The organism is Petrocella sp. FN5 (assembly GCF_029210395.1).
GTDB lineage: Bacteria > Bacillota > Clostridia > Lachnospirales > Vallitaleaceae > Petrocella.
Genome location: NZ_JARGDP010000102.1, coordinates 1 through 7,077 on the forward strand (window position 1 = coordinate 1; position 7,077 = coordinate 7,077).

6 protein-coding genes are annotated in these 7,077 nt (G+C 38.7%); 5 read left to right on the plus strand and 1 reads right to left on the minus strand.

Features of this window, described 5'->3' with window-relative positions; translation table 11 throughout:
* Positions 1-103 precede the first annotated feature (103 nt).
* The 5 genes from P0N36_RS14115 (at position 104) to P0N36_RS14135 (ending at position 6,462) form a co-directional block, all read left to right on the plus strand.
* Complete coding sequence (locus P0N36_RS14115) at positions 104-829, plus strand: cytochrome c biogenesis CcdA family protein (protein WP_275843502.1); 726 nt, start codon at positions 104-106, stop codon at positions 827-829.
* 42 nt (positions 830-871) lie between these two features.
* Entirely contained in the window at positions 872-2,026 is a 1,155-nt protein-coding gene (gene msrB / locus P0N36_RS14120) for a peptide-methionine (R)-S-oxide reductase MsrB (protein ID WP_275843503.1), read from the plus strand.
* A gap of 31 nt (positions 2,027-2,057) precedes the next feature.
* The gene (locus P0N36_RS14125) at positions 2,058-2,822 is read left to right on the plus strand and encodes a response regulator transcription factor (protein ID WP_275843504.1); all 765 of its coding nucleotides are present in this window, start codon (positions 2,058-2,060) and stop codon (positions 2,820-2,822) included.
* A 1-nt stretch (position 2,823) separates the two neighbouring features.
* Positions 2,824-4,584 (plus strand): sensor histidine kinase, encoded by a 1,761-nt coding sequence (locus P0N36_RS14130; RefSeq protein ID WP_275843505.1) that lies wholly within the window; start codon positions 2,824-2,826, stop codon positions 4,582-4,584.
* 90 nt (positions 4,585-4,674) lie between these two features.
* A complete protein-coding gene (locus P0N36_RS14135; protein WP_275843506.1) occupies positions 4,675-6,462 on the plus strand; it encodes a diguanylate cyclase in 1,788 nt (595 codons plus the stop codon).
* Positions 6,463-6,464: 2 nt separating this feature from the next.
* Here P0N36_RS14135 and P0N36_RS14140 read toward each other — a convergent pair.
* On the minus strand, positions 6,465-7,077 hold a 613-nt coding region (locus P0N36_RS14140), incomplete at its 5' end, for a response regulator transcription factor (protein WP_275843507.1).

Below are 7,077 nucleotides of genomic sequence, written 5' to 3' on the forward strand. Positions count from 1 at the left end.
CATTTAATGAAGTTATCTAAGAAAGTGATGAACCAAATACATTGCATGATAATGATTATCATTATATAATAGACTTAAGCTACACAAGAAAAGAGGTGAGACCATGGCATCTGAATCTTTATTCATGAGTACTGTCTTTGTTGCAGGACTTCTATCGTTTTTTGCACCTTGTATTTTACCAATATTACCCGTATATGTATCACGCCTTTCAGCTGATTTGGTTGGAGGCGTCAGTTCAAATAAGCAATTTGGACCATTGACCATTCATCCCATGTTGATTTTCAAGACGTTTATATTTGTTTTTGGTATATCAACCAGCTTTATTCTATTAGGATTTGGTGCGGGAAGCTTGGGTTCACTCATCAGTTCCACATGGTTTATTAGAATCTGTGGCGCCATCGTCGTTCTACTGGGTATTCACCAAACCGGTTTGATACATATTAAAACCCTTGAGCGGGAAGGTAAGTTAAGACTTAAAGCCAGTAATCATGACGGTATCTTTGGTACCTATCTATTGGGTTTCACCTTTAGCTTTGGATGGACACCGTGTATCGGACCCGTACTTGGCGCAGTGATGGCCCTCTCAGCAAGTAGAGGCCAAGCGGCATATGGTGGTTGGTTGATGTTCATATATGCCCTTGGCTTGATGATTCCATTTATGATATTGGCCTTATTTTCAGATTTACTTCTAGCCCCAATGAAGAAGTTGAATAAGCACATGGGAAAAATAAAAGTTGTTGGTGGCATCATCATCATTATTATGGGTATTGTACTTATGACAGACCAAGTCAATTACATAACTGTATTATATGAAACCAAGATCAGATAAATAGGTTTGAAAACTATTTTTAAAAGAAAGGAGGCATAAACAATGGTGACAACAAAAATAATTGTACTGGCTTTAACCGTATTACTTATTTTTACAGCTTGTAGTGGCACAAATATAAAAAAAGTGAACACAATGAAGAGCGCCGGTCAAGGAGATGGTTCATCAGAGGGCATTGTGGAAGGTAGGGTATCTTCCAAATTGGTACCACCGCCAGACAGTCCATTTCCTGCTAACCCCAATCTGGGTGTTGAATTTGATATGGATAAGTTAGATGAGATATGGCTTGCCGGTGGTTGTTTCTGGGGTGTCGAAGCATATATGGCACGTGTATATGGTGTCTATGATGCGACATCTGGTTATGCCAATGGTGACACAGAGAACCCAAGCTATAAAGATGTCTTAGACGGATCAGGGCATGCAGAAACGGTACATGTCACATACGACACCAGCAAAGTTTCTCTAGAAGAACTTTTAGAGGCCTTCTTTAGAGTGGTTGATCCCACATCTCTTAACAAACAAGGCAACGATATTGGTGCATCTTACAGAAGTGGTATTTACTACACCAAAACTGAAGATCTTGACCTTATCACAGCGGTGATTGAAGAGGAACAAAAACGCTATACAGATCCAATTGTAACAGAAGTATTACCCCTTAATGGCTATTACTTAGCTGAAACCTATCATCAGGACTATTTGGAAAAGAATCCGAATGGCTACTGCCACATTGATTTTGATGAATTGGAGACGAAGACGATGAATTATGAAAAACCAGCAGAAGAGGAGATAAAAACCATGCTTACACCTTTACAATACAAAGTGACACAAGAAAACGGAACGGAACCTGCATTTAACAACACATACTGGGACAATCATGATGCCGGTATTTATGTAGACATCGTTACAGGTGAGCCACTATTTTCATCAGCGGCTAAATATGAATCCGGTACCGGATGGCCAAGCTTTTTTGTTCCGATTTCAGGAGAAGCGGTCATTTTCAAAGAAGACAATACTTTATTTGCCAAAAGAGTGGAAGTCAGAAGTACCATAGCAGATAGTCATCTTGGTCATGTTTTCCCGGATGGACCGGCAGACAAAGGTGGTTTAAGGTACTGCTTAAACAGTGCAGCCCTTCGCTTTGTGCCTTATGAAAAAATGGAAGAAGAAGGTTACGCGGATTATATGAATATGGTAAAATAAATATATCATGTTTTACTTAAAGGGTGAGCGTATGAAGTTGTTAATTGTGGACGATGAACCTATTATAAGAATGGGTATAAAAAAATTAGTAGATCTTAAGGCCATGGGTATCACAGAGTTGTTAGAAGCAGCCAATGGTGAAACCGGCCTTGAGATCTTTATAAAGGCCCAACCGGACATCGTTCTTGCAGACATTAACATGCCTAGAATGAACGGTCTTGAGTTTGCAGAGCGTATTAAGTTTATAAAGCCAAGTGTTAAGATTGCCATTGTTACCGGCTATGATTATTTTGAATATGCCAGACAGGGGATTAAGGTGGGTGTAGATGATTACATTTTAAAACCTGTGTCCAAGAAAGATATAGAACAACTTCTTGAAAAGCTGGTCGATCGTGTCAAAAGCAGTCAGAAGGCGGCGGCTGTTATCGGTCTTGTCCATCGGTTAGAAAATGATAATGAGATGTATGATGAAACAGGGTATAAGGCGCAAATCGCAGAATTGCTGGAGATTCATATGAACCAACCCGATTTTTCACTCAGCTTTCTTGCAGATGAACTGGGCCTAAGCATGGGTTATTTAAGTGGTCTTTTTAAGAAGATATTTGGAATAACCTTTAAGGAATATGTCCTAACCAAAAGACTGGATCAAGCCAAACTTTTATTACTAAGCAGTCAGATGAAAAATTATGAAATCAGTGAAGCGGTAGGTATAATAGACCCTAATTACTTTAGTGCCGCGTTTAAGAAAAGATTCGGCTATAGCCCAAGTCAATACAGAGAGAAAGTAAGGGATTAGTATGATGAAGCACCAGTTTTTTAAGAGACTTCAGGTACAAATTGCATTTTTTTATTTTATAGCCAGTCTGGTAACGGTTGTTCTGATTGGCTTTATTTTATATTACAGTATATCCGGCATCGTACTTAACGAGACGTTAAAGAGTACAAGAATGGCTGTAGACAAAAGTGGAAATGCCATAGAAGCCTATGTTGATAAAATGAAGGATCTAACGAAGATTATAGCTGAGAACCCTTCAACCATAAGGTACTTATCCGTTCAAAACCCACTACCTCATGAAGCACAGGACATCAACCGTTTGATTGATACGGTGATGGAAGGCGACCTATCCATTGTATCCATTATTGTTGTTGGTAAAGAGGGTCAGCTTATCTCCAATGAGTCTAGCCTAGACATGCGTATGTCGGATGACATGATGAAAGAACCTTGGTACCTATCGGCCATTGATTCTGGTACCATGCCAACCCTTACATCTGCTAGAATGCAAAGATTTGACATGGATAAGATGTACTGGGTCATTTCATTAAGTAGGGAAATAAAAGACCGTGATGGAGAAAATTTAGGCGTTTTGGTCATTGATTTTAAGTACAGTGTCATTGAGGATTATTTAAAAGATATTGATTTAGGGATAGAGGGTTATGCCTTTATTCTAAATAGCCAGAATGAAGTGGTTTATCATGAAGACACCCGGTATTTTGAAGATGAAATAAGAAGAAATAACCTAATTGAGATGAGTGCCATGAAGCAAGGTTATGACCCGGGTATGAATCGGCTCATTTATCAATACAACTTAAAAAATTCTGACTGGACACTTGTAGGATTGGCGTCTCTAGATGGGTTGTCAGCGATTCGCCAACAGTTGGTTGAAACCATTTTTTTGGTAGGCTTGGTAGGCTTGGGCATATTGGTGATGAGTGCCACCTTCATCGCCGGTCGAATCACCAACCCCATCAAAAAACTTGAAGCGGCTATGACGGATATTGAGGATGGGTTAAAAGCGATTGTCATTGATGAACATGGTTGTTATGAAGCTCAGAGTTTAGCGCGGCATTATAATGACATGATTATCAAAATCAAAGCCTTAATGACCGATATCGCCCAACAAGAAAAATCCATAAGATCCTATGAGCTGAATGTCCTTCATAGTCAGATTAACCCACATTTTTTATATAATACCTTAGATACCATTGTCTGGATGGGTGAATTTGGGGATGGGGATAAAGTGGTAGAGATTACGAAGGCTTTGGCAAGATTTTTTAGATTATCCTTAAGTGGTGGAAGCGCAACAACAACCATAGCGGGTGAGGTTGATCATGTCAGACAATACCTCTTTATTCAGAAGGAACGTTATGGTGATCAGCTGAGTTATACGATACAAGAAGAAGAAGCGCTTTCAGACATTGTCATACCCAAGATCATCTTACAGCCCATTGTTGAAAATGCCATCTACCATGGTATACGCAAACAAGACACTTCCGGTCAGATTGATCTACGTGTTTTTAGTGACGACGACGACGTTATCTTTGAAGTCCAAGATAATGGATGTGGCTTTGACACGAATAATCCAGAAAAACCAACGAAATCACAAGAGGTTAAGTTGGGTGGCGTCGGCATTCAAAATGTGGACCAGAGGATTAAACTCTATTATGGTAAGGATTATGGTCTAACCATAACATCCGATATTGGCCAAGGTACGTTGGTTCGTATCCGAATCCATAACACAATAGAAGTAGATAATATCATGGACAAGCTTAATGTGTGAGCGTATAATTTAGATTAGGATTAAAGAAAAATCATTATAATAATGATAACAAGTAGGTACTAACATTTGACGTAAAGAGGGAGACGACTTATGAAATTACCATTTTCTAACCGGAAACAATCTATTAGAGGGGATTTACTTCGACCTTTTATACTAAGCTTCTTATGTACAGTCGCTTTGATGGCGGGTATGTTGATCCTTCAAAGTCAAAAGATGGTAGATCAAGTCTTAAATGAACTTCAAGGCGAGATGTTGATTATGCTAGATCGAGAGCTCAACACTCGCCTTGGTGAAGCGGTGCAGCTAAGTCACATATCCCATGATGCCATGAAAAATAGAATACTAGATACCCAAGATCCCCAAAACAGAGAACGTTTTTTTTCGATGATGGTGAAGCACTATCCCAATGTTACCATGTCTTATGTTGGACTGCCCAGCGGTGAATTCTACGGTGCTAGACGTAATACAGATGGCAGTATTGACATTGCTCGCAACAATTCATTAACAAAGGGACATTCAGAATACTATCGTATAGATGCTTACGGAAGTGCGGATAATTTAACTCAAGTATTTGAGAATTTTGATCCAAGGATAAGACCATGGTATTTAAGTGCGCAGACAGCAAAGGGTCCAGTGTTTAGTTCCATTTATAGCCATTTTGTGTTTAAAGAACCAACGATTACAGCGAGCCTTCCATATTATGAGGAAGATAGGCTTGTAGGTATTTTTGGTGTTGATTTGTTGCTCACTTGGTTAGGCGAAGCTCTAAGTGAGTTACCTATTGGAAACAACGGCTTGGTTTTTATTGTAGACCAAGATGAACAGCTTGTTGCAACAACCACAAAAGATGCTATTTTTAGAATAGTAGATAACAAATCTGTGAATGTTTCAGTTCATGATGTTGATAATTCGGTGATTAGGTCTATATTATCAGCCAATCAAGCTTTTAACGATGATTTAAGCATCAATAATAAAGCCTATATGGTAAGCAAAACACAATACAAATATGAAAACCTGGATTGGAACATCTATATTGCATTGATGAAAGATGATTTCTTAGAAGATCTAAAAGTCACTTTAACTTGGACCCTTTTATTAGTAATCTTCATTACAGCCTTATTTATAGTAGGTACAGTTGTCATTGTTAAGCGTATCGTAGATCCAATAACAAAACTCAACGATGCAACCAAAAAACTTGAGCAAGGTAGCTATGTTGCGTTGGATTTGGATCATCATAAAAATGAAATCTATGAATTAAATAGTAGCTTTAATAGTATGGGACAGCAGATTATTCATCAAGTGGAGATTCTTGAAGAAGAGGTAGCAGCTCGAACAAAAGAGTTGGAGGAAAAGAATGAGATCTTAAAAGACTTATCCTACACGGACCAGCTGCTTCATATTGGTAATCGTAGGCGGTTTGATGAAAGTGGGGGCTTTATGTTTGAGTTGGCCAATCGTAGTGTCTTGACATTTACCATTATGATGCTTGATATTGATGACTTTAAGATTTTTAACGATACTTATGGTCACGTTGAAGGTGACAACTGTCTTATTAAGATTGCTTCAACGATGCAAGAAAGCCTTAATAGAAAAACAGACTTACTCGCCCGTTATGGTGGAGAAGAATTTGTCGTGGCAATAACACATTTGACAAAAGAGCAAGTACTTGATAGAGCTGAGCACATCAGGCAATCGATAGAAGATTTGAAGATAGAAAACATTAAAACAAAAACAGGTTTTGTTACCGTCAGTATTGGTATTGCTTATGGGACAACCTATCAGAATCTGACACTTGAGCAAATGGTTAGGGAAGCCGATCAGGCCATGTACACCGCAAAAGTAGCTGGAAAAAATCGCTGTGTGATTAAAGAACTTTAGATTCACTCTATCTTATAGCCGTAGCCCCATACTGTAATAATATCTATTTCACTGGAAGCTTCTGCCAGTTTTTTTCTCAAACGCTTGATGACATCATCAACCAGACGACCCTCACTGTCATATTCATATCCCCAGACCTTTTCCAGTATGTGGTTTCGGCTAAAAGCCATTAGTGGGTTTTCCATGAAGAGACACAGGATATCAAATTCTTTAACGGTTAGATTAAGATCGGTATCATTGACTTTGACATAACGGTTAATCACAGATAAGGTGGTGTTTTTTACGACCAGAAGCTCCCTGTTGTGATGTCCATCAGAAGGATTATTATCCAGTCTCCTTAAGATATTTTTGATTCTGGCCAATAATTCTCTTGGGCTAAAGGGTTTTGGTAAATAATCATCACCACCGACTTCAAGTCCGATGATGCGATCAATCTCTTCGCCTCTTGCCGAAATAAAGATAATAGGAATGTCGTAGGTTTTGCGAATTTTTTTACATAGTTCGATGCCATCGATGCCGGGCATCATAATATCTAAGATAATCAAGTCAGGTGATAGTCGGCCAATTTCAGATAGAACATGGGTGGGATCAGAAAAATCTGTTACTTTAAAATCT

Coding starts and splice junctions, on each gene's coding strand:
- msrB (WP_275843503.1), top strand. CDS start 872: ATGGTGACAACAAAAATAATTGTACTGGCTTTAACCGTATTACTTATT.
- P0N36_RS14130 (WP_275843505.1), top strand. CDS start 2,824: ATGATGAAGCACCAGTTTTTTAAGAGACTTCAGGTACAAATTGCATTT.
- P0N36_RS14115 (WP_275843502.1), top strand. CDS start 104: ATGGCATCTGAATCTTTATTCATGAGTACTGTCTTTGTTGCAGGACTT.
- P0N36_RS14125 (WP_275843504.1), top strand. CDS start 2,058: ATGAAGTTGTTAATTGTGGACGATGAACCTATTATAAGAATGGGTATA.
- P0N36_RS14135 (WP_275843506.1), top strand. CDS start 4,675: ATGAAATTACCATTTTCTAACCGGAAACAATCTATTAGAGGGGATTTA.